The organism is Acinetobacter sp. ANC 3882 (assembly GCF_022549545.1).
Lineage (GTDB): Bacteria > Pseudomonadota > Gammaproteobacteria > Pseudomonadales > Moraxellaceae > Acinetobacter.
Window position 1 is genome coordinate 487,787 of sequence record NZ_JAKZGB010000002.1, and the last position, 22,307, is coordinate 510,093.

The 22,307-nt window shown below is 41.1% G+C and carries 20 protein-coding genes; 4 read left to right on the forward strand and 16 right to left on the reverse strand.

Annotation, left to right across the window (positions count from 1 at the left end; translation table 11 throughout):
• Positions 1-47: 47 nt before the first annotated feature.
• From pta to MMO42_RS07455, 3 genes are all read right to left on the reverse strand, one after another.
• Positions 48-2,183: a phosphate acetyltransferase gene (gene pta / locus MMO42_RS07445; protein ID WP_241319900.1), complete on the reverse strand. Its 2,136-nt coding sequence runs from the start codon at positions 2,181-2,183 to the stop codon at positions 48-50.
• A 29-nt stretch (positions 2,184-2,212) separates the two neighbouring features.
• Positions 2,213-3,388 carry an acetate kinase gene (locus MMO42_RS07450; protein WP_241319901.1) on the reverse strand — a complete coding sequence of 392 codons (1,176 nt, stop codon included), beginning with the start codon at positions 3,386-3,388 and terminating at the stop codon, positions 2,213-2,215.
• Positions 3,389-3,684: 296 nt separating this feature from the next.
• A complete protein-coding gene (locus tag MMO42_RS07455; RefSeq protein WP_241319902.1) occupies positions 3,685-4,950 on the reverse strand; it encodes a glutamate-5-semialdehyde dehydrogenase in 1,266 nt (421 codons plus the stop codon).
• A 354-nt stretch (positions 4,951-5,304) separates the two neighbouring features.
• Between MMO42_RS07455 and MMO42_RS07460 the strand changes: the two genes are divergently transcribed.
• On the forward strand, positions 5,305-6,615 hold the full coding sequence (locus tag MMO42_RS07460; RefSeq protein ID WP_241319903.1) for an alpha/beta hydrolase: 1,311 nt from the start codon (positions 5,305-5,307) through the stop codon (positions 6,613-6,615).
• 59 nt (positions 6,616-6,674) lie between these two features.
• Here MMO42_RS07460 and MMO42_RS07465 read toward each other — a convergent pair whose 3' ends face one another.
• Positions 6,675-7,517, reverse strand: a complete 843-nt coding sequence (locus MMO42_RS07465) for a class I SAM-dependent methyltransferase (protein ID WP_241319904.1) — start codon at positions 7,515-7,517, stop codon at positions 6,675-6,677.
• Positions 7,518-7,802: 285 nt separating this feature from the next.
• Positions 7,803-8,825 carry a beta-N-acetylhexosaminidase gene (gene nagZ, locus MMO42_RS07470; protein ID WP_241319905.1) on the reverse strand — a complete coding sequence of 341 codons (1,023 nt, stop codon included), beginning with the start codon at positions 8,823-8,825 and terminating at the stop codon, positions 7,803-7,805.
• 249 nt (positions 8,826-9,074) lie between these two features.
• Here nagZ and MMO42_RS07475 point away from each other — a divergent pair, with 249 nt between their 5' ends.
• The gene (locus MMO42_RS07475; RefSeq protein WP_005146980.1) at positions 9,075-11,258 is read left to right on the forward strand and encodes a carboxy terminal-processing peptidase; all 2,184 of its coding nucleotides are present in this window, start codon (positions 9,075-9,077) and stop codon (positions 11,256-11,258) included.
• A 64-nt stretch (positions 11,259-11,322) separates the two neighbouring features.
• Here the strand turns inward: MMO42_RS07475 and MMO42_RS07480 are convergent, their stop codons facing one another.
• The 7 genes from MMO42_RS07480 to MMO42_RS07510 form a co-directional block, all read right to left on the reverse strand.
• Positions 11,323-11,766 carry a DUF2147 domain-containing protein gene (locus MMO42_RS07480; RefSeq protein WP_241319906.1) on the reverse strand — a complete coding sequence of 148 codons (444 nt, stop codon included), beginning with the start codon at positions 11,764-11,766 and terminating at the stop codon, positions 11,323-11,325.
• Positions 11,767-11,988: 222 nt separating this feature from the next.
• A complete protein-coding gene (locus MMO42_RS07485; RefSeq protein ID WP_241319907.1) occupies positions 11,989-12,435 on the reverse strand; it encodes a DUF2147 domain-containing protein in 447 nt (148 codons plus the stop codon).
• Between the two features lie 209 nt (positions 12,436-12,644).
• Entirely contained in the window at positions 12,645-13,088 is a 444-nt protein-coding gene (locus MMO42_RS07490; protein ID WP_241319924.1) for a DUF2147 domain-containing protein, read from the reverse strand.
• 87 nt (positions 13,089-13,175) lie between these two features.
• Positions 13,176-13,844, reverse strand: coding sequence for an LrgB family protein (locus MMO42_RS07495; protein ID WP_241319908.1), 669 nt, complete (start codon positions 13,842-13,844; stop codon positions 13,176-13,178).
• 11 nt (positions 13,845-13,855) lie between these two features.
• Positions 13,856-14,218 (reverse strand): hypothetical protein, encoded by a 363-nt coding sequence (locus MMO42_RS07500; RefSeq protein ID WP_005296966.1) that lies wholly within the window; start codon positions 14,216-14,218, stop codon positions 13,856-13,858.
• A gap of 42 nt (positions 14,219-14,260) precedes the next feature.
• A complete protein-coding gene (gene hflX / locus MMO42_RS07505) occupies positions 14,261-15,604 on the reverse strand; it encodes a ribosome rescue GTPase HflX (RefSeq protein WP_241319909.1) in 1,344 nt (447 codons plus the stop codon).
• Between the two features lie 74 nt (positions 15,605-15,678).
• Positions 15,679-15,819: a hypothetical protein gene (locus MMO42_RS07510; RefSeq protein WP_005146968.1), complete on the reverse strand. Its 141-nt coding sequence runs from the start codon at positions 15,817-15,819 to the stop codon at positions 15,679-15,681.
• Between the two features lie 190 nt (positions 15,820-16,009).
• On the opposite strand from MMO42_RS07510, the gene MMO42_RS07515 reads away from it, so the two are divergent.
• Positions 16,010-16,840, forward strand: a complete 831-nt coding sequence (locus MMO42_RS07515) for a lysophospholipid acyltransferase family protein (RefSeq protein WP_241319910.1) — start codon at positions 16,010-16,012, stop codon at positions 16,838-16,840.
• On the opposite strand, the gene MMO42_RS07520 is transcribed toward MMO42_RS07515, so the two are convergent.
• A complete protein-coding gene (locus tag MMO42_RS07520) occupies positions 16,833-18,395 on the reverse strand; it encodes a phospholipase D family protein (protein WP_241319925.1) in 1,563 nt (520 codons plus the stop codon). The genes MMO42_RS07515 and MMO42_RS07520 overlap by 8 nt on opposite strands.
• Positions 18,396-18,564: 169 nt before the next feature.
• Between MMO42_RS07520 and MMO42_RS07525 the strand changes: the two genes are divergently transcribed.
• Complete coding sequence (locus tag MMO42_RS07525; protein ID WP_241319911.1) at positions 18,565-19,575, forward strand: metallophosphoesterase; 1,011 nt, start codon at positions 18,565-18,567, stop codon at positions 19,573-19,575.
• A gap of 51 nt (positions 19,576-19,626) precedes the next feature.
• Here MMO42_RS07525 and MMO42_RS07530 read toward each other — a convergent pair whose 3' ends face one another.
• Genes MMO42_RS07530 through MMO42_RS07540 form a run of 3 tightly spaced genes read right to left on the reverse strand, consistent with a single transcriptional unit; the run spans position 19,627 to position 21,817 of the window.
• Positions 19,627-20,106, reverse strand: a complete 480-nt coding sequence (locus MMO42_RS07530) for an OmpA family protein (protein WP_241319912.1) — start codon at positions 20,104-20,106, stop codon at positions 19,627-19,629.
• 8 nt (positions 20,107-20,114) lie between these two features.
• A complete protein-coding gene (locus tag MMO42_RS07535) occupies positions 20,115-21,338 on the reverse strand; it encodes a diguanylate cyclase (protein ID WP_005296947.1) in 1,224 nt (407 codons plus the stop codon).
• A 5-nt stretch (positions 21,339-21,343) separates the two neighbouring features.
• On the reverse strand, positions 21,344-21,817 hold the full coding sequence (locus MMO42_RS07540) for a YfiR family protein (protein ID WP_032863186.1): 474 nt from the start codon (positions 21,815-21,817) through the stop codon (positions 21,344-21,346).
• Positions 21,818-22,307 lie beyond the last annotated feature (490 nt).

A 22,307-nucleotide genomic window follows, 5' to 3' on the forward strand; every position in this document is an offset into this window, starting at 1 on the left:
GCCCTTTCAATCAAAAGGGCTTTTTAAAATTTCGATTGATAGTAGACTTAATCTTGTTGTTTGGCCTGAATCGCCGTTAGAGCAATGGTAAACACAATATCATCGACCAATGCACCACGAGACAAGTCATTCACAGGTTTATTTAAGCCTTGTAGCATCGGGCCAACACTCACGACATTGGCAGCACGTTGTACCGCTTTATAGGTGGTATTACCTGTATTCAGATCTGGGAAGATAAACACATTGGCACGACCAGCGACTTGAGAATCAGGTGCTTTTTGACGACCTACGCTTTCAACCGAAGCCGCGTCATATTGCAATGGACCATCAATCAGTAAATCAGGACGACGCTGTTGCGCAATTTTAGTGGCTTCAGCCACTTTCTCAACATCAGCACCTGTACCCGAAGTACCTGTAGAATAACTGATCATGGCAATACGCGGGTCTAGACCAAAGGCTTTGGCTGAGTCTGCAGATTGAATCGCAATTTCGGCAAGTTGCTCGGCATTCGGGTCTGGGTTAATCGCACAATCACCATAGACATAGACTTCATCGGGCAACAACATAAAGAAGATTGATGACACCAGTGAATAATTCGGTGCAGTTTTAATCAACTGAAATGCAGGACGCACGGTATTGGCGGTGGTATGGATTGCACCAGAAACGAGACCATCGACTTGATCCAAAGCCAACATCATGGTACCAAGCACTACGGTATCTTGCAGTTGTGCTTTGGCTTGTAGCGCATCAAGTTTACCTTTACGCAGCTCCACCATTGGCTCGATATATTGATCACGGATAGTGTCTGGATCAATGATTTGTAAATCTGCTGGCAATTGAATACCGCGTGCTTTTGCAACCTCGGCAACCGATTCAGGTTTCGCCAATAAAATACATTGTGCAATACCACGAGTTTGACAAATAACAGCAGCTTGTACGGTACGAGGCTCATCACCTTCAGGCAGGACGATCCGTTTTTTTGCAGCAATGGATTTTTGTACCAACTCATAGCGGAATGCGGAAGGTGACAGGCGAGGGTGCAGATTGTTCTGGGTATGTTGATCCAGCCAATTGCTGTCTAAATGACTCGATACAAATCGCGTGACTTGCTCGGCACGTTCAGTATCATCAATTGGAATTTCATTACCAAAGCGATGCAGTAGTTGTGCTGTTTCTAAGGTATCTAAAGGCGTATGTAAGATCGGTAAACCTTGTTTAATCGCAGTTTGGCAGAACTCAAGCACACTGTTTGCTGGAGCTGCTTGTTCAGTCAGCACTAAACCCGCTAAGGGCGTACCATTACTGCTGGCAAGACTAGCAGCCAAGATCGCATCAGTTCGTTGTGATGCACTAATGATCAGCTCACCTGCAACGAATTTATGCAGTTCAGATTCAATATTCGAAGCGATTAAACTGGTATGTAAAATACGACGTTGTTTAGCTTCACCTTGATGTAACCAAGTGCCTTTGATAATGGATGCGATATCCAAACTACGCGGGACGCTGAGTGTATTACTGAAAGGAACAAGTCCAATAATCGGTAACTCATCAGTTCCCATGAAGCGGTTATAGCGTTGTAATTCCAAGGAAAATGCATCGATTTGCTGATCGAGACGTAGACTTGGATCAAGTGTGAGTGGAATTGCAGCAGTACCTTCTGGTAGCCCCTTGGTGCGCATAAACAGGACACCTGTAGTGCGTGCTGATGCTGCGCCGCCAAACTGGCGTAAATGTGCATCAACTCTTTCTGCTGTTTTACGCGGGTCTGCTAAATCCGCTGTGCTGACCAAAACCACTTGTGCATCGAGTGCTTGTGCGAGTGCGGCATTGATTTCACTGACAAAATGATCTTGTCCATTCGGTACCAATCCCTCAACGATGATCACATCATGATCCGCTGAAATTTGACGATGTAGCGCAACCGCCTCCTCAAGGAGTTCATCTGTTTCGCCCAACGCGATGAGTTGTGTCAGCCTTTCGTAGGTAATGGGTTCAGCGGATGAGTGCTGAAATAAATGACGATATAACGTCGTGGTACGATCAACAGTGGTATCTGCAATTTGAGAGTAAGGTTTTAAGAAACCGGCATTGATGCCTTTACAGTCAAGCGCGTAAATCATGCCTAGACAGGCTGAAGTCAAGCCAACACCTTCACCTGTCGGGATGAGTAAAATCGTATTCATAGTGACCTTAAAATTATCTAATATTTTGATTAAATCGTGTGTTCAAGCACTTGGCGTGTTTCTTTGGCAATACGACCTTCTTCATCGGTCGGAATCACCCAAATTTGTGGACCTGAACCATTGTCGATACGACCTTCCGTGCCACGCGGCAATGCATTATTTTTCTCTTTACTGAACTGCAAACCAAAGTGCGCGAGGTAGCCCAAGGTTTTTTCACGGACATAGGCTGAGTTTTCGCCAATACCACCAGTAAATACTAAACCATCAAGATGCGGTAAACCGCAACTTAAAGCCGATAAAGACTTGGCTAAGCGATAGCAGAACACTTCAATAGCTAGGGTTGCGCCTTCATGGCCATTTTCAGAAGCTTCAACCAGCGTACGCATATCATTAGATAAACCTGATAAGCCCAACAAGCCACTTTCTTTATTTAACATGCTGTCGATTTTTTGAATATCCCAGCCTAAATTACTGGCAAGGAATAAATGCAGGCTTGGGTCGACATCGCCACTACGGGTTCCCATGACGACGCCTTCAAGTGGCGTCATGCCCATTGAGGTATCGACACTATGACCATTCCATACGGCACAGGTTGAACTACCATTACCTAAATGTGCACTGAGCCAGCCGCCCTGATTTTTATGGCCTGCAAGTTCGCTGGCACGTTCAGTCACATATGCATGACTGGTACCGTGGAAACCGTAGCGACGCACTTGATGTTCGGTATACAAATATTGTGGCAGGGCATAGCGATAGGCGCGTTCTGGCATGGTTTGGTGGAAGGCAGTATCAAATACAGCAACTTGAGGCAATTGCGGGAACAGGCGCATGGTGGCTTCAATTCCAATCAAATGAGCTGGGTTGTGTAGAGGAGCAAGTGGCGTCGCAGCTTCAATACGCTCAACCAGTTCTGGTGTTAATAGCTCTGCTTTAGTGATATTGCCGCCGTGTACGACGCGGTGGCCAATCGCTTGTGGATTGTAATTGGCTAAACGTGCCAGCAAGGTTTCAAGGGCTTTGGCATGATCTGCATAAGGAATTGAGAGCTCTAATGGTTCACCACCAAGAGTGACGCCTTTAATGCGGGCGTCGGCTGCCCCTAAATTTTCTGCCAAACCATATATGCGGTCTTCTCGACGTTCTGAAATGAGCGCGTATTTGATTGATGATGAACCACAGTTAATTACTAATACAGATATAGCCACGTTTGAACACCTAACAGATTTTAAATTTTATGATGAACACTTTGATCTTGCTGCAACGCATGAGGCAGTGGAATCAAGCGCAATGTTTTAACATGGGATCTCGTATTGGCGAAGATAGACTTTAGCCTATACAACCCGTTTATAAATCAATCTATTCAGTATAGTTTGGAAATGAGTCGTTCTTTTGATTGATCTGTTGCTTTTGTCATTATTTTTTGTATGTAAATATATAAAAACACGATAAAGATCAAATAAATGAACTTTATCGTGTTCTTGTGTCAGAATTCGCTTTTTTGTTATTGGCGGATTTGACCATCACCGAAAACAATCCATTTTTGTGAGGTTAGGCCTTCAAGACCAACGGGGCCGCGCGCATGGATTTTATCGGTTGAAATGCCGATTTCTGCACCTAAACCATATTCAAAACCATCTGCAAAGCGGGTTGAGGCATTGATCATCACTGAACTTGAATCCACACGCGCTAAGAACTCACGTGCTAGACTAAAGTTTTCAGTAATAATGGCATCGGTGTGATGTGAACCATACTTATTGATGTGTTCAATCGCTTCATCCATACCTGTAACCACTTTAATGGCAAGAATTGGACCGAGATATTCGGTATACCAGTCTTCTTCCGTCGCTGTCTTCACAGAGACACCTAAAATACGCTGTGTTTCAGCACAACCACGTAGTTCAACCTGTTTTTCAGCATACAGTTCAGCAATGCGTGGCAAGAACTCTTCCGCAATCGCTTCATCCACCAATAAGGTTTCCATGGCATTGCAGACACCATAGCGATGCGTTTTTGAATTGAGTGCGATCGGCAGCGCTTTTTGTAAGTCCGCTTGTGCTTCAATAAACACATGGCAGTTGCCATCTAAATGTTTGATCACAGGAATACGTGCTTCATTACTGATTCTTTCGATCAAGCTTTTACCGCCACGCGGCACAATCACATCGACAAATTCAGTCATGGTAATCAAATGACCAACCGCAGCACGGTCAGGGGTATCAATTACTTGAACGGCATGTTCAGGCAAGCCTGAAATTTGTAAGCCATGTTGAATGGCAACGGCAATGGCTTTGTTTGATTCAAGGGCTTCTGAACCGCCACGTAAAATAATGGCATTCCCTGATTTTAAGGCCAATGATGCTGCTTCAAGTGTCACGTTCGGTCTTGATTCATAGATCATCCCAATCACACCCAAAGGCACACGCATTTTTCCAAGTTGAATGCCAGATGGACGGTAGGCAAGATCTGTAACCTCACCAATCGGGTCAACTAATGCAATGACGTCTTTTAAACCCTGGAGCATGCCTTTGAAGCGAGCTGGGGTTAGTTCTAAACGATCGAGCAAAGCGCTATCGAGTTGACGTTGACGACCATTGTCCATATCAATTTGATTGGCTGCTAAAATTTGTGCTTGATTATTTTCCAAAGCCGTATAAATTGCAGACAAGGCGTGGTTTTTCAAATGGGTCGACGCACTCGTTAAAACACGAGACGCCTGACGCGCTTGAGTACCAACGTGTTGCATGTAGTCTTGAATAGAGTCTTGCATAGCATTTTGATATTTGCATGTATTTATAAAGATAGTAACAGTCAAATGCTGAACAATGAATAGGCTGAACTGACAATTCAAAAAATTATGAAGCGTTAATTGGCACAAAAGTTTTTATTTTAGTGTGATGAAGATATTGAATATAAAGCCAAGATTACATATTTTGCAAAAGATTAGTGCTTTAAACAAGATAAGTGGTTAAGGAAATGATTGCGTATAAAACGTGCATATGTATAGAATGAAAAAGTATAGGATAAATGTAATACAAATTTTATAAATTTGTTAACTTGCAAGTTGAATTCGCTGAAAATGAGATGCTTGCAACAAAAAAATAAACAAGGATGGAGGAAGGACATGAATTCCATTATCCAAATGGACTCGGATATAAATCATACCTACACAGGCTTTGGTTTTTTCGACATTTACAATAAAAACAGTTTTAAACAGCCAGCGCGTACCACGTGGATCGATGGTTGGAAAATTGAATATATGGCAATTGCAGATCCGAAAACGATCTACAACACGCCGATTGTAATTGTCGGGGGCGCATTTCAAAATTTTAACTCTTATAAGTATTGTGTTGAGCAACTCTTTGAGAGCGGACCCGTTATTCTCATCGATTTACCGTCAATGGGGGCGAATCAACAGATTCGTAATGTTGATACTGGTGAATCTGCTGGAATTCTGGAACTCCCTGAATTATCTAAAATGCTTGGTCAATGGCTGGATATTGTTGGACTGGATAAAGTTTCAATGATGGGCATGTCATTGGGTTCGGTAGTTGCATCTTCATTTGCACACCAACGCCCAGAATTGATTGACCGTATGGTATTGATGGGTGTCATGCAGAAGACACGCAAAAGTTGGCGTATGCTGCTGGAAGAATCATTGCATTTAATGCGTGAAGATCGCATGGATGAGTTTGGTCAAGCTGTGATTTTGTATTTAGTCAATCATGCCAAGCTTGATAAAACCCGCATGTCACCGACAGCTAAGCGTTTATTCTTCAAACAAATGGCAGAATTTAGTGCAACTGAACGTGAGCGTTACGAGATTAACTGCAACCGTTTATTGCGTTTAAGTGATGTGCCAGTACCACAATGTAAAACATTGGTGGCTGCAGGGCAGTATGACAGCTTTACATTGCCACACGAAAATGCCGATTTTGCTTTGCAATGCCAAGATATGCAGTTTGCTTTGATTGCCAACGCAGATCATGTGCCACAATTGCAGCGCCGTAAAGAAACCATGAATTTGTTCACCTCATTCTTAAAAGGGGAATCCATCGACAATCTAGATGGTATTATCCCGATGACACGTGAGCAAATGCAGAAAATAGAGCGTCGTGGTGAAGAACGTATTGCTGTTTTGCAGCCAGAGACTAAATTGACCCACCGTCATTTAGCAACTGAAGCGGCAGTGAATGTCGTCGATATCACTTTCTTTGGTGTTTATTTAAAACTGAATAACCTTGAACAGCTTGATTTTGTTAGCCAGCATCCACGTGATTTAGCTCTGCATTTAGCTGATGAAGAAGGTGAGTTTAAAATTGAATGTTTAACCTTTGATGCAACTGAGCAAGGACTGCGCATCTTGTTTAAACATGGTAGCTTTGATATTGCTGATCGTTTAACACGTTTTATTGAGCGTCAAAAACAAGCTTAATCAGAATCGAAGATTTGAAAAGGGAAGTGGTTATTGGCCATTTCCCTTTTTTATTGAGCTTACTTATTGGTAGCTTGGATGACCCAAACTAAATCACCTAAATGCTGCTGTTTGTTTTCTAACGCGGTGTGTTCAAAGAATTGCTTCGGTTGTAGGATTTCAACTTGATTAAAGCCTGCATCATGGAAAAAATGTTCGACTTCGGCAGGTGTTTTAAAGTGAAAGCTAAATGCACTACGTGACATCCACTTTAGTAAACGGCTGCTGTTCCAGATAATGGTTGCCAATTTGTTTTGAGTGGGCTCAGGGTAAATGTCTGTTAAATAATGCAGCTCTTTAAAGTTTTGACCATAGGTGGCAATCGCTTGAATCAGTTGCTGCAACATGGGTTTTTCAAAGTAATTGATCAGTCCTTCACTTATAATCACCAGTGGACGTTGAGGGTCAAATACCTCAAATGCCGCTGCAAAAGCATCGGTAAATAAATCGACAGATAGAACGTCATCCACATCACTTTCGATTTGTTGGAGTGCAGCTTGTTTGGTGGCTGCCATATCAGGTAAATCCAGTTCACGGTAGGTGATGCTTGGATAGTGTTGTCTAAACCACCAACCGCGTGGCGATAGACCACATGCAATTTCAAGCACTTGTAAATCAGGATGTTGCTCAATTAATTCTTTTAAGTGGCTATCCAGCATGCTGTGACGTTGTTTTAGTGTGGTACGCATGCTGCCACCAACGTATTTCTCTGCCCAACTTTCAATTGGATGAACTAAAGCTGCCAGCGTTTTTCCTTTTGCTGTTGCCAGTGCTGGATGTGAGATCCCCATTTGATACCAGATGTAACCTGTATAGTGTGCAGTAAATGAAATATGGCGATGTTTCGAAAGTTGTTGTGTCATCTGTCCTAGACTCTATTTTTCCTAATCTGGGCATAAAGTGCATCTCTTTAATAATAGAGCATTTTTGACTAAATCCGGATTTAGGCTTGTTATTTACTATCGTGGGGCGGCATGGATGCCGCCGTTGGGCTGGGGTTACACGGATGTACCCTCAGCCTAACAAAGGATTTTTGCTTACTTTTCATCCCTGAAAAGTAAGTCGAACCGAAGGCATAATCCTTCAATTAGGTGAGCACTCGGCAAGATTCCATTGTGTTAAAAAACAATTAAAATATCTTGGTAAAGTTAGAATGAATTCTTAAATTCTTCAATGACTTTTCTGACGTTGTGCCAGTTTTCATCGTCTAAAGTCAATGTCGTACCGATTTGGATATTTGGAATTTTTCCGCGCATACGTTCTAAACGTTGTTGGTTTGGTAAAGCCAAGGTTTGGATTCCATCCAATGCAGTACATGCTGCTGCACGGTCATTGCAGACTAAGCCCATATCACAACCCGCATTTAAAGCTGCTTGAATGCGTGCATCCGCACCACCTGCAACACACGCAGCTTGCATACTCAAGTCATCTGAGAATAGTACGCCGTCAAATTTAAGTTGTTTACGTAAGATTTCTTGTAACCAGAACGGTGAGAAACCTGCTGGATTTGGATCGACTTGATCATAGATCACATGAGCAGGCATCAGCGCATCAAGCTGAGGCATCAGCTTAATAAAGCTTTGCATATCTTTGTTATAGATTTCTTGATATGAACGGCTGTCAATTGCTGCTGCAACGTGCGAATCGGCTTTGACTGAACCATGCCCAGGGAAATGTTTACCTGTAGTTGCCATGCCTGCTTTTTTCATGCCACGTATAAAGGCATCAGCAAGCGGTACGATGTCCTGCATATTTTTAGCAAAGCCACGATCACCAATCACATCGCTGACATCATTGAGGTCTAGAACAGGGGCAAAGCTAAAATCAATGCCGACTGCGAGAACTTCGATTGCCATTAACCAACCACATTGTTCAGCCAATTCAATCGCTTGTTCTGGCTGAGTCAAGTAATGTTCGCCAAGACGTCCCATCGCTGGAAGTAAGGTAAAACCTTGTCTTAAACGTTGTACACGGCCACCTTCTTGATCCACTGCAATCAGGATATCTGGACGGACTTGACGCATATGGTCGGTTAAAGCGCGAACTTGTTGAGGGGATTCAATATTTCGTGCAAATAAAATTATGCCACCGACTTGCGGAGCTTGTAATAGTTCAATATCTTCTTGAGTAAGTTCTGTGCCAGCAATATCCAGCATCAATGCGCCGATCATAAGGATTCCGTTTGAATTTTGATGAAAAATTTGATGAAAAAAACGATAGCTAAATTGTGCAATGATTTGCTACATTTTGTCAGTACAGAATATGATAAAACTACATGATATTGATGATAAGTGCTTGTTGGTTATTTATTTATGACGACCAATGAGTTCTACAAGTTGGTAAAGTATCGAATGAAATGTGTTCATATTGACAGTATCAGCGTGTAATAATTGCCATATCCAAGGAAGTACCAAAATTTTATGAAACTTCAAATGATAGCGTGTGCAGTTGCAATTGCGACTGGTGGTTTATTTTTCTCTCATACCATGAATGAGGCATTTGCGGCGACGGAAGCACCTGTCGTTTCAACAGTCATCAAACCATCACAAGAGCAGGCATTGGTCGCACGTCAGTTAGCCACATTGGTTGATCGCCAGCATTATTTAAATATGCGCCTAGACGCAACAACTTCAAACCGTATTTTGAATATGTATTTGGATAGTCTTGATCCAGACCATTCATTATTTCTCAGTGGTGAAGTTGAAGAATATCAAAAGAAATATGGTTCGAATTTTGGTAGCTCATTAAAAGCGGGTAATTTAACAGGCCCTTTTTTGATCCATGGGCAATATCGTGACCGTTTAAAACAATTCTATGAATTTATGTTGGCTGAGCTGAAAAAGCCGCAGAACCTAAACCAAAAAGATGTCTATCTCGATACCGATCGTGAAAAAGCGCCATATTTCAAAACTGAGGCGGAACAACAAAAACATTGGCAGCAAATGCTGGTGTCGCAGTTGATCAATTTAACCATTAGCAAAGAAGAAGAGCAGGCGAAGCAAAAAGCGTTAAAAGCAGATCCATCGCTTGCCAATGGACAGGATTTAACGGGGCCTGAAGATTTAACCCCAGTTCAAACCTTAACCAAACGTTATACCCGTCAGTTAGAGCGTATTGGTCGTGTGAAAAGTGATGATGTACTCGATAAAACATTGAATGCGATGTTGGCGACCTATGATCCACATAGTAACTACTATCCACCGATTGATGCGATGGAGTTGAATCGTCAAACCACTTTGCAATTGGAAGGAATTGGGGTGTCGATTCGTCCAGAACGTGGCAATGAAGATTACACCAAGATTGAAACCATCGTTGAAGGTGGACCCGCAAGCAAATCTGGCCAGGTAAAATCAGGTGATCGTATCATTGGTGTCGCTCAAGATGGCGAGAAAATGGTGGATGTGATTGGTTGGCCGAGCTCGGAAATTGTTGGACTGATTCGTGGTAAACGTGGCACTAAAGTGGTGGTGCGTTTATTGGGTGCTGGTGCATCAATGAGCCAAGCACGTAATGTCACTTTAACCCGCGATATCATTCAAGAAGAAGATGCAGGGGTGCGTTCACGTACGGTTGAAATCACGCGTGATGGCAAAAAACATCTATTTGGTGTGCTTGAAATCCCATCTTTCTATTTTGACTATCGCTCACGTCGTGCAGGAACGGAGTATCGCTCTGTCTCTGAAGATACAGCGAAAGCTTTAGATTCACTCAAGGCACAAAAAGTAGAAGGGATCTTGGTCGACTTGCGTAATGATCCAGGTGGTTCTTTGGAAGAAGTGGCACGTATGCTTGGTCAAGTGATCAAGTCTGGGCCAGTGGTACAAATCCGTGATGGTAATGGCAATGTCAATGTGTTCGAAGATACCGATGGCGGCGAGCAAATCTACGCAGGTCCAATGGCAGTGTTGGTCAATCTAGCCTCTGCTTCTGCAAGTGAAATTTACTCTGCGGCAATTCAGGATTATGAGCGCGGAATTATTATTGGTAGTACCACCACAGGTAAAGGGACAGCACAGGTTCAGTTAGATTCGCTAGCTTATGGTCAAGCGACTTTAACACAGCGTAAGTTCTATCGAATTACCGGTGGAAGTACACAGAATAAAGGTGTGATTCCAGATATCAAGCTGGTTGATATCTACAATGAAGAGTTTGGTGAGCGTAAAGCGAAGAATGCTTTGAAGTGGGATACCATTCCAACCGCGCCATTTAAACGTGAAGGTTCAGTACTGCCATATGTAGCAAAATTGTCTCAGTCTTCTGAGCAACGTGTTGCGGCAGATTCTCAATTTAAATATTTAGAAGCGCGTAAAGCGATTGCGAAAAAAACCTCTGACCAGAAGAAAGTGGTGTTGGATATTAATCAACGTCGTGCCGAGTTGATTGATCTCGAAAAGCAAACCTTGAATGCTGAAAACCAACGTCGTATAGCAACCAATTTAGCCCCTTATGCGAACTGGGAAAGCTATCAAGCTTCTATTGATGCCTTGGTTGAGTCGCGTGCCAAAATGAAAGCACATTTGCGTCCACCATTGCCTGAAGAAGAGACTTTCATTAATGAAGCGGCAAATGTACTGTTAGACTATTCGAAGTTGCAAGGTCGTTAAGCCTTACATCATTCAATCAATAAAAAAGCCCTGAATTTCAGGGCTTTTTTATTTTTGATTTAATCTAATTGGCGCGAATCCAGATTTGACTGCGTCCTAATACAGAGACACCGACATAACCGCGTAAGTGTAAACGTTGTCCATTGCTACTGAGTTTTGCCGTCAAGCTATACACACGCCCACTATTAGGATCCAAGATTTTCCCACCTGTATAAGTCAGATCTTTTTTATGCTTCAGTTTGGTAATGGCATTTAGACCTAAAATCGGTTTATTGGTATAAGGGGCAGGGCAACCAGTACAAAATTCTTTGGGTGTATAGCCTGTGCGTGGGGTAATTTTGATGATTTTACCCGTATAAGAACCATCTGCTTCTTGGCTAATTTCAACCTGACCTTTCGGTGCACCAGTCACATCATCTACACTTTGCCAAATACCTGTAATGTCTTGGGCAAAGGTAAAATGGCTGAGGGTAATTAAGAATAAAAAAGAAATTAGTTTGGTCGACATGCTCAAGCATCCATGCTGCAATCATTATTGGCCTATTATTTCGGATTTCTAATCACAGATTCAATCATTATTTTACGGTTGTATATTTTTGATATTTGAAAATTCAACAATTTTTTTAGATTTTAATAAAAAAGCCTCTTCATTTTTTATGATAGTGAAGAGGCTTTTCCATTGGAATTTTAATTAAAAAGGTAAAATATGATTCGTATTTATCAGTAAGATTTATTGTGTGCGAATCCAGATTTGATTACGGCCTAATGCTGAGATACCCAAGTAGCCGCGTAAGTGTAAGCGTTTTCCGTTTGCGCTTAACTTTGCTTTCATGCTGTAAATTTTACCTGTATTTGGATCTAAAATACGGCCATTGGTATAGTTTAAACCTTCACTATATCTGAGACCAGTAACCACATCTAAACCGACAATTGGTTTGTTGGTATAGGGTGCAGGACAATCCACACATGTTTCTTTTGGTGTATAGCCCGCACGTGGGGTAATTTTGACAATTTTACCCGTATAGGTTCCATTTGCTTCTTTGCGAATTTCAACCAAGCCTTTTGGTGCTGCTGTTTTATCATCAATACTTTGCCAGAGCCCCGTAATATCTTCTGCAAAAGTAAAACTACTCATTATTGATAAGAATATTCCACCTATTATTTGTTTACCCATCATTAAAAGCTCTTTTTATGTTTGAGTTTTATTATGTAGTCTATCTAATAATATATTCAATCATTATTTTACAGTTGTACATTTCTTAATACTTGAAAATTCAATAAATTATGTATGGAAATTAAAAAACCTCTTCAATGGATGAAGAGGCTTTTAGACAGAACCGAGATCAAATTGATCAAAGAAAAGCGCGTACGTTCACTGCAATCAATTTACTCTGCGCGAATCCAGATCTGATTACGACCCAATGCAGATACCCCTAAATAGCCACGTAAATGTAAGCGTTTGCCGTTTGCACTTAATTTGGCTTTCATACTATAAATTTTGCCAGTATTAGGATCTAAAATACGACCATTGGTATAGTTTAAGCCTTGGCTATATTTTAACCCTGTGACCACGTCTAAACCGATAATTGGTTTGTTGGTATAGGGTGCAGGGCAATCTACACAGGTTTCTTTGGGTGTATAGCCTGTACGTGGCGTGATTTTAACTACTTTGCCTGCATAAGTTCCATTTGCTTCTTTGCGAATTTCAACTAACGCTTTCGGCGCCCCCGTCTTGTCATCAATACTTTGCCAGAGCCCCGTAATATCCTCTGCAAAAGTAAAACTGCTCACCGCAGATAAAAGTAACGCACCTAATAATTGTTTGCTCATCATTAAAAATCCTTTTAACGTTTAAGCTTACATTATGGAGGATATCTGACAACTAGTTCAATCTTTATGTGATATTTGAGGCAAATATTAAGATAAAGATAGAATAAAGGTCGGTAGCCAAATGGCTGTAAATACACCATTTACTGCCATACCAAAGGCTGCATAACGACCAGTGACAGGACCACGTTGCCATGCTTGGGCTGTGCCAATCGCATGTGCGGCCAAACCTAACGCGAGACCCGAAGCGCGCTCATCATGGATATGTTTGAGAATCCATGGAGAGAAGGCGGCACCAATCACGCCTGATAAAATGACAATCAGAGTGACCATCATTAATGGGGCATGTAGCAGAGTTGCAATGTTTAAAGCGATCGGGGTGGTCACGGCACGGGTTGCAAAAGCCATAATGGTAGGTTCAGACATATGCAGCAAATAGGCCAGTCCCATGGGTAGAGCAACCGCACTGATGCTGGCAAAGCAAAGAATACCAATCATTGATTTCAGTGGTAGGTCATCATAGCGCATTGCAGCCAAAGGAATTGCCAAAGCAACGGTCACATAGCCGAGTAGATGATTGAAAACCCCGTTAACGTTATCCATGTATTGTTGATATGGAATACCGAAAACAGCCAAGAAGGCAATGACAATAAACATACCGAACACAATCAGAGGAACCTGAGGCATTTTTTGATTGAGTGGTTTGGCAATAAGGTAACTAATCAGGGTAATGATGAAGCCATAGATAACCATCGACATAGATCAGCTCCTTATAACCAACGCTTCGCCATTTTGGCATAAATCCATAATGGCAATAATGTACTGAACGTTAAGATGAATAAAAATGCAGGAATTTCTTTGCCCATATGTACCAGCATAATTAATGAACCGGCACAAATGGGGAGAAAGGCAAAGGCACTTTCTTTCAAAATTTTGTTGTTGGTATCAATGAGACGATTAGAGATTTTTCTGAATCTTCTCCAGATTAATAAGGTGAGCAATAAGCCTATAAGTCCAACCAAATTACCCAGTTCAGGGTGACCCAAGGCTTTTGTGATTGCGACAGCCCCTTCACGATAGACAATGATTAATAAAATCGTGGCAAACCAAGCTGTCCAATCAATATGTTTCATTTTCTTTTTACTCTCGTCTATTCGAACGATGGCTGATCGCAATTAAGGTATTGGATGATCGATCTCAAATTCTTCCAAAGGTCGCTGAAATTGGGAAGCTTTTTTTCCAAGAATTTCGTCTAATGGCAAATGTGCCTGTTTAATGAGTTGCTCTAATTTATGTGGAGCAATATATACCGATAAATGCAGGTCGCCTTGCTCATCATAATGTTCAGACTGAATCACATTCAGGGTATAAAGTTGTGTGCGTAGTTTACCGTAAGCAGGTTTGAGCACTAAGTCAAACTGTTGTAACTGCCCCATTAGACATTGTTGTACCGCTTGGCTAAGCAGTTCAAGTCCTTGCTCAGCATGGGCTGAAACATAGACTCGATCAGGTAAGTCCTTTGTCTTATAAATAATTTTGGCAGCATCACCGCTGAGATCAATTTTATTGTAGACATGCAAAATAGGTGCATCAGCACCAATCTCTTTAAGTACAGATTCTACAGCTTCAATCTGTTCAGACATGTTGGGGCTACTGCTATCAATCACATGTAACAGCAAGGTTGCTTCTAAGGTTTCTTCTAAGGTCGCTTTGAAAGATTCAACTAGATCATGTTGTAAATTACGCACAAAGCCTACAGTATCTGCCAGTACTACCGTACCGACACCATCCCAGTCTAAACGACGTAAGGTTGGATCGAGCGTCGCAAATAGTTGATCGGCAGCATAGACATCACTTTTGGCTAAAATATTAAATAGAGTTGATTTTCCAGCGTTGGTATAGCCGACTAACGAGATGGTTGGAATGGCGGCTTTTTGTCGCGCGGCGCGTCCTTGTAAACGCGTCTGTTGTACTTTAACCAGTTTATCTTTGAGTTGAGTAATCCGCACTCGAATCAAGCGGCGGTCTGTTTCCAGTTGAGATTCACCTGGACCACGTAACCCAATCCCCCCTTTTTGTTGTTCAAGGTTGCCTGTAAAGCCACGAATTAAGCGAGTTGATAAATGTTTGAGCTGAGCTAATTCAACTTGCAATTTACCTTCATGGGTTCGGGCACGTAAGGCGAAAATATCCAGAATTAAGCCCGTACGGTCAATCACACGGCACTTGAGGATGCGTTCCAAATTTCGTTCTTGAGCAGGGGAGAGGGAATGGTCAAAAATAACCAATTCTGCTTCGAGATCTTGGACTAACTCTGCAATCTCGTCGACTTTACCTGAACCAATAAAAAATTTAGGGTCCGGCCTGTTGCGTTGCACAGAAATATGTTCAAGGATTTCAGCACCCGCGGATTGAGCGAGCAATCGAAACTCTTCAGCATCAAGATCATCGAGCAGTTGAACAGACACACTGACTAATATTGCCCGTTCACCACTTTGACGCTGCTCAAAATTTTCCACGCTGTTCTGTAATCCTGATACTTAAAGTCTTATTCTAGAATAAACTTCAAGCAAAGGGCAAAGACTTACTCGACTTATATGACATTACGACGTAAAAGCTCTATGAATCCGACCAAGGTTCCCATGTATAAAATTGACCATCCCAAAAACATTCTCAAAGCATAACCATATGGAATCGTTGTTTGGGATTCAGATGTCGTGGTTTGTGGGTTCATCACATCACCTTATTAATCTATTAATTCGATTTATTTATGATATTTGATCTAATAAATCTTTTAAAATTGAAAAAAATTATGCTCACATTCGTTTTTTGTTATCGTGGAAACTTCTACAAGCTGATATGGTCATGATATAACAGGTGAATTCAATGCATTCGTGCATATATGCGTACGGTTTTAATAATTTATGACTCAACAAGCAACAGCAGTAAATAACACACCATTAAGTTTGTTTTCGAAATTTAGTTTATACAGTAAAAAATTAGCCTCTGGTCTAGAGACGATCGGTGAAGGCTTTTATCTCATTTACCGTCATGGTTTATATAAAGATCCGAATAATCCTGTAAATACACGCTATGTGCAGTATTTCTGTCGTCGCTTATGTGAAGTATTCAATATTGAAGTTCAGGTTCATGGGACGATTCCACGTGAACCTGCATTATGGGTCAGTAACCATATTTCTTGGTTAGATGTCGCAGTTCTGGGGTCGGGCGCACGGATCTTTTTCTTGGCCAAAGCCGAAGTGGAAAAGTGGCCTATTTTAGGCAATTTGGCAAAAGGTGGCGGTACTCTGTTTATTAAGCGTGGCTCTGGTGATTCAATCCGAATTCGTGAGCAAATTGCGGAGTTTTTAAAACAAGATATTCCAGTTCTATTCTTTCCTGAAGCAACCACGACTGATGGTAGCAAAGTCAAGAAAGTACATGGGCGGTTACTGGGTGCTGCAATCGAAGCGCAACGACCGGTACAGATTTGTGTGATTTGCTATGTCAATCAACAGGGTGAACTGGATTTGGTTGCACCGTTTATTGGCGAGATGACCTTTGCAGAGCATGTACAACGTGTTTTGGAAATGCCGCAAGTGACTGCACATTTAATGACATTGCCTGCCATTCCTGTGGAAGGCCATACGGTTGAGAGTTTAACCAAAGAAGTGGATCGTCAGATGCGAGCAGGTTTGGCACAATTGCAACGGAAAGTACTGACGGTATTGCCAGAAACACTTGAAACTACATAAAGCCTTCAATGGGTAACCATGAGATGACTTTCATCCCAGCTCTTTGCCACCATTTCATTTTCGGTTCTTTGGTATAGATCAAAGGACCTTGGGGCGTTTCACGCTGCCAAGTGATGTTCTTGTTGGCATCCAATACCAAGCGATAGGCGTAAGTCTTTAGATTGTGATCCATTGTGGTATGTACAGCTTGTGCCAATGGAGGGCTGTTGAGTAGTACCCCAATTTCGGTATTCAAATAGGCAGAGCGTGGATCGAAGTTAAATGAACCAATGAAAACCTGTTTTTCATCTAAGGCCATCAGTTTGGCGTGCAGGCTTGAACGGCTTAATCCCTTAAGGTTGACCTTGGCTTTTTTCGCCAAATCTTCGGTATGTTTATCTAAATCATTTTTATCTAAGGCAGGTAAGAATTCATAAAGTTGCACGCCATTTTCAAGCAGTTCTTGGCGATATTTACCATAAAATGCATGCACGACGGCAACATCATTGGCTTTGAATGAATTGGTCAACACTCTGACTTCGATACCATCTTGTGCCAAATCACTTAAAATTTTTGTCCCTTTCTTTTCAGGCACAAAATAAGCAGAAATTAAATCGATATTCTTTTCAGGCTGTTCCAAATGATTAATGAGCTGGAAGTTAAGATGCTCTTCTTTTTTGGCTTTTGATTTAATTTTATCGGGTGAGTCCTTAACTACTTCTGCTTTGACCCAATCGAGAGAAATATCACGATCCATGAGAGCATCAACAGCTTGGGAGCGACTGGTTAAATCTAAATAGTTTTGTACCGTAACCCGTTTATAGTGCTCATCAAGCTGCTGTTTTAAACTTTCATAACTTAAGCGATGAGATTTTTCTTTAACGACTTCTTTAACGTCATAGGCATATTCATGATTCCAGTAATCATCAAATGATTGAGAGATATCATTGACTGCGGTGCCAAACAGCATGACATCGACATCAGAAAATTGATAAGTATCACTGACATTGTAATATTGGTTGGTCATATTGCGACCACCGATCAAAGCGACCTGATGATCGGCAATAAAACTCTTATTGTGCATACGACGGTTGATTCGCTTTAAGTCCAATATCATATCAATGGCACGATACTTACGAAAGCGATAAGGATTAAAGAGTTTCACTTCGATATTTGGGTGCTGAGCTAAAGCGAAGAAAATGCCTTCAGTATGTTTTGCATTGTTATCATCAATCAGCAATCGAACCCGAACACCACGATCCGCTGCACGAATTAACGCATGCAATGCCAATGCACCGACTTTGTCATTGTCCCAAATATAGTATTGTAAATCTAAGGTTTTTTCGGCTTTGTCGATTAAGCGCAGGCGGGCTGCCAGCGCCTCTAAGGGCTCATATAAAACATGATAGCCTGTCAGGTCAGGATGTTGTTCCTGTAAAGGTTTGATTACTTGCGCTAAGGAGGTTTGTGAAGTGTCAATTTGTGTGGTGGTTTGTATGACAGGTTCAATTCTATGTTTAGGCAAGGTACTGCAACCAGTCGCCGTGAGCGCAATCGTGATATAAATCGCAAGCATATTTTTATTGTAAGCGGTTGTACTTATCTTTGTATGTTTGCTATTTAAATGAGAAAATTGCGTCATAATCGTTACTGATTAAAAGTTGGGCTCGAGTATACCATTTCATCGAAAAAGATAAATATAAGATGAGATGTATGTCCCTAAAGTGAAGTTAAAGAGGGCTGTAATGTCGAATTCAGATAATATCATTATTGGTTTTTACCTTATTTTTGCTGTTCTGGCATTTTGGGCATTTATTCAAGCTTGGGTTCATCAAGCACGAACCGAAACCATTCATCCTTTTAAAGCCTTTGTGCATTTGCTAGCGTTTTATCTGTCTTATTTATTAGTGCCACTTTGGTTTTTTAGCATTTTTGCAGGTTGGGTTGGATATTACAGCTTACATCAAGCTGCATTTATTGGGTTGCTCAGTAGTGTACTGATCTATGCTCGTTTTGTGGAACCTCATCAAGTTCATGTTAAATATCATCAATATCGTTTAGATCCTAAGCGTGAATTTACCCAGCCAGTTAAAGTCGCTTTGGTTGCAGATATGCATGTTGGATTGTTTTCAGGACATGAACGCCAATTAAAAAGCATTGTGAAGAAACTCAATCAAGAACAACCAGATTTGGTTGTGGTGGCTGGTGATTGGACCTATGAACCTGAAAACCGTTTGGTGCAGGAGCTTGAGATTTTAAAGCAAATTCAGGCACCTGTTTATTCGGTACCTGGCAATCACGATGAACAATATCCAGGTCCTCCCATTCAGGCCTTGTTGAGTAAGGCACTCGAACAAAATAACGTGATAGATATTGAAGGGAAAATTGTTGATTTTGATGAGTTCCGTTTGATTGGGATTGGAGATTTATGGGCAGGGAAGGCGAATATGCGCTTTATGCCAGATTTACCTCAAGACAAGCCTTGGCTGATTTTGTCGCATAACCCAGATACAGTAGATATGGTACCTGAATTACCAACGCGTCCCTTGATGCTTTCGGGGCATACCCATGGCGGGCAAATCGAGCTGCCATGGATTACCAGTTATATTATGAAACGGGTGTCTATTTTGGGACACAAGAAAGGTTTCTATACACACGAACATGCGGATGTTTTTGTCACGGTCGGGACTGGGATGGTTGGTGTGCCATTCCGTTTTCGTGTTCCACCGACAATCGATATTATTGAATTGATTTAAATAAAAAAAGCCGACTAAATGAAGTCGGCTTTTTTTATGAGCTTACAAAAATTAAGGAATGATGATGACATTCACGCGGCGGTTGCTGGCACGATTTTCATCAGAGGTGTTGGGAACAAATGGTTGATGTGAACCACGCCCAACCACCGTTAAATTACTTTGCTTGAAACCTTGAGCAACAAAGATGGTTGAAACACTTTGAGCACGTTCTTCAGAGAGTTTTTGGTTGTATTCAGGATTACCAATATCGTCGGTATGACCTACGATTTTTAATTTTTGTAGGTCATATTTGTTCAATTGAGTTGCCAAACGAACAATTTCTTTTTGATGTTCAGGTTTGATCTCTGCATTATTAAAATCAAATAACAAGCGTTCAGGTAGACCAAGCGTCCAGCCTTCATCCGTTAGAACGAAGCCTTCCTTCTTCAGCATTTTGACCTGACGATATTTCAACGGGCCAAAACTCAAGCAGCCAGCCAATGTTAGGCAGAGTAACGCAATAAATGAAATTTTAATGGTGTGAGCGCGCATAACATGTCCTAAATTTCTGGTTTATAAAGAAACCAATGTGGATTTAAACTCTTAGCTTTATACATGGCTTGATCGGCTTGCATAATCAAATCCTCTGGATTCTCTGCAAACTGGGAAAAAGCAACCCCTAAGCTAAAGCCGAAATGAATTGTTTGTCCGTTAAACTCTAAAGGTTGTTCGCAACTTGCGAGCACGCCTTCAGCAATTGTCCTTAAATGATCTGTATGGTGAATTGAATGCAAAATGATCGCAAATTCATCACCGCCTAAACGGGCAATAAAATCTTCATAGCGGACAGAAAGCCTTAAACGAGATGCCATTTCTTTTAAAACGGCATCTCCTGCTAAATGTCCATATTCATCATTAATCACTTTAAACTTATTATTGTCGATAAATAATAAGGCTGAGCTGTGACGGTATTGTGGGTTTTCAAAAATATTAAATAATTCTTGGTAAAAATAATGACGATTCGGCAAGCTGGTGAGCTGATCATGATGCGCTTGGAAAGAAAGCTGTCGATTTTCTTTTTGCAGATGCGTATGCCAAATTTGAATTTCTTCTAAAAGTTCGTTGAATACCGTGTTTAAGTTTTGAAATTCATGGATGTGATTACTGGGGAAGCGTAAATTATAGGCTTTTTGATCACTGACCAATTGCGCGATATGGGTCAAGGGTTTAATCGCTTGCATAATTTGGCGATAAGTAATGTTTACTGACCAAAGTAAGGCAATGACAATAAAAAACATTGAAATCGCAAGACCAATAATAATGGTTTTTAGAAAATGTAAAATATTCTCTGAACTACCATAGAGCACCAATTCTCCAACTTTCTTTTTGTGGTGAACAACCATTAATTTAATTGGATCATGTAAAAACCATCGATCCATTAAATCCTGCATCACTGAGGTATGCGCGACTTTTTTGGTACTTTCAGCCAATAATTTTTGCTGAGGGTCATACACATGGATGCTACGGATCGCATGTTCACTCGTGTAATCATCTAGGATTTGATCAATTGCCCCTTTATCTTTAAACACGACAGCAGGTTGTACCCGTTCCAAGACAGTTTGGCTCAAGAGCTGCAAATTCTGTTTTGCATAGGTTTCCATGGTGAACATAGAAATGGTGGCAAAAGTAAAAGAGCAAATGACAAAGGTAATCGCAAAGATCGCAAATTGTGATTTACGGAATAATGCGTGTAAGGAGGTAGACTGATATAAGTTTGAAATCACGATGCTTACCCCGCATTCTTCGCTAAGAGTAAAACACGAGGATCAATATGTACTTTGGAATAGCTCAACGCATCCAAATTCACTTTAAAAGTAGAAAAGGTCTTCTTATTGTATAAACAGAAAATACTACCAACTTCACAGGCTGGGTTATTGGTACTTAGTGAAAGCAATGAGCGAGATGGGTACGCCTGAATTAAATTTTGTTGTTGTTGTGGCGACGTTACTGTGAAATAGGCAACATGACAATCTGTTTTCGGAAAGTCTTTAGCAGTCACAGCTTGAACTTGATACTCATAAGCAAGCTGACGAATATTGGCTTGAAACTGACTTGCTGCATCTTGATTATCAATCACGCAAATTGTTGGGCGACTGGTGTTCGACCATTTACTATAACTTAATATAGATAAAGCTAACTCATAGAAGTTATGCGTTGAAATGGCATAACAAAGCGGGCTTACGGCAAACAATGCGATAAGCAACAAATGTTGAGCTTTTTTACCACCAAACCGTATTTTCAATCAAAAGTGCCAAAAAATGTGAAGCAAGAGACATATTCTACTGGACTTAATTGTTTAAAAAAAGTTCTCAGACACAAAGAAAAGGCATTAAAAGTAACTGATCAGTTCAAAAAGTAGTCGCTTGGATTAATAATTTAAGATTATTTGAAAAATGGGGTTGCGCCTGGTCTGAAATGCTGTAGAATGCACATCCATCGGCGGTGATGCAGATAAAAACTTGTTGAGAAACAAGGATTTGGCTTAAGGGTTAAATTTTTGGGTTTGAGAATAAGTTTTGAAAATATCTAAATTACCTGTTGACTTTAAAGAAATTTAGAGTAATATAGCCGACCTAGCTTGATGATGACGAATCATCGAGAAGATCATTAAGAGAATAGAAGAACAACTTGTGTGGATTTTTACTGGTTGATCAATCGAAAATATTTCATTGATTGAATGGTAGAAATTTCTC

Bases quoted from the DNA above. Each gene is read 5' to 3' on its own strand.
- MMO42_RS07460 (WP_241319903.1), top strand. From the start codon at position 5,305: ATGAATTCCATTATCCAAATGGACTCGGATATAAATCATACCTACACA.
- MMO42_RS07520 (WP_241319925.1), bottom strand. From the start codon at position 18,395: ATGCTTGCGATTTATATCACGATTGCGCTCACGGCGACTGGTTGCAGT.
- MMO42_RS07525 (WP_241319911.1), top strand. From the start codon at position 18,565: ATGTCGAATTCAGATAATATCATTATTGGTTTTTACCTTATTTTTGCT.
- nagZ (WP_241319905.1), bottom strand. From the start codon at position 8,825: ATGATCGGCGCATTGATGCTGGATATTGCTGGCACAGAACTTACTCAA.
- MMO42_RS07495 (WP_241319908.1), bottom strand. From the start codon at position 13,844: ATGTCGATGGTTATCTATGGCTTCATCATTACCCTGATTAGTTACCTT.
- MMO42_RS07530 (WP_241319912.1), bottom strand. From the start codon at position 20,106: ATGCGCGCTCACACCATTAAAATTTCATTTATTGCGTTACTCTGCCTA.
- MMO42_RS07500 (WP_005296966.1), bottom strand. From the start codon at position 14,218: ATGAAACATATTGATTGGACAGCTTGGTTTGCCACGATTTTATTAATC.
- MMO42_RS07475 (WP_005146980.1), top strand. From the start codon at position 9,075: ATGAAACTTCAAATGATAGCGTGTGCAGTTGCAATTGCGACTGGTGGT.
- MMO42_RS07490 (WP_241319924.1), bottom strand. From the start codon at position 13,088: ATGAGCAAACAATTATTAGGTGCGTTACTTTTATCTGCGGTGAGCAGT.
- pta (WP_241319900.1), bottom strand. From the start codon at position 2,183: ATGAATACGATTTTACTCATCCCGACAGGTGAAGGTGTTGGCTTGACT.
- MMO42_RS07455 (WP_241319902.1), bottom strand. From the start codon at position 4,950: ATGCAAGACTCTATTCAAGACTACATGCAACACGTTGGTACTCAAGCG.
- MMO42_RS07515 (WP_241319910.1), top strand. From the start codon at position 16,010: ATGACTCAACAAGCAACAGCAGTAAATAACACACCATTAAGTTTGTTT.
- MMO42_RS07485 (WP_241319907.1), bottom strand. From the start codon at position 12,435: ATGATGGGTAAACAAATAATAGGTGGAATATTCTTATCAATAATGAGT.
- MMO42_RS07465 (WP_241319904.1), bottom strand. From the start codon at position 7,517: ATGACACAACAACTTTCGAAACATCGCCATATTTCATTTACTGCACAC.
- MMO42_RS07480 (WP_241319906.1), bottom strand. From the start codon at position 11,766: ATGTCGACCAAACTAATTTCTTTTTTATTCTTAATTACCCTCAGCCAT.
- MMO42_RS07510 (WP_005146968.1), bottom strand. From the start codon at position 15,819: ATGAACCCACAAACCACGACATCTGAATCCCAAACAACGATTCCATAT.